The sequence below is a fragment of the Vibrio rubrogenes genome, assembly GCF_059641415.1.
Genome location: NZ_JCARSY010000126.1, coordinates 1 through 390, shown reverse-complemented (window position 1 = coordinate 390; position 390 = coordinate 1). Strand labels below are relative to the sequence as shown.

Annotated in this window: 1 protein-coding gene; it reads right to left on the bottom strand. The window is 57.2% G+C overall.

The annotated features are described in order from the left end of the window. The coding region (locus AC55NX_RS20850) for an AMP-binding protein (protein WP_496997472.1) at positions 1-390 on the bottom strand (390 nt) is incomplete at both ends.

Sequence of the window (390 nt, the reverse complement as noted above, 5' to 3'; positions counted from 1 at the left end):
TGGGTCTGGGATAAACCGCTCCGCGGTCAGCTCATCTTGGTTGAGATAACCCAACGCGACACCATCACCGCCGATATGCAGCTCACCCACCACACCTTGTGGCACCGGCTGGCCGTGAGCGTTAAGCAGATAGACTTGGGTATTGCCAATCGGACGACCCAGCGGAATGCTTACCGCATCCTCAGCGACCGAGGTGATTGCATGAGTTAAGGCAAATGTGGTGGTTTCCGTCGGACCGTAACCGTTGAGCAGATGTTGTGGCGCACTCTCCGCCAGCACCCGACGGATTACGGCCGGGTCAAGGGCATCGCCGCCCACCAGCAGATAACGCAGACTTGGCAACACTGCTTTTAACCCTTGCGCATACTGATTGAACAAGCCGACTGTCAG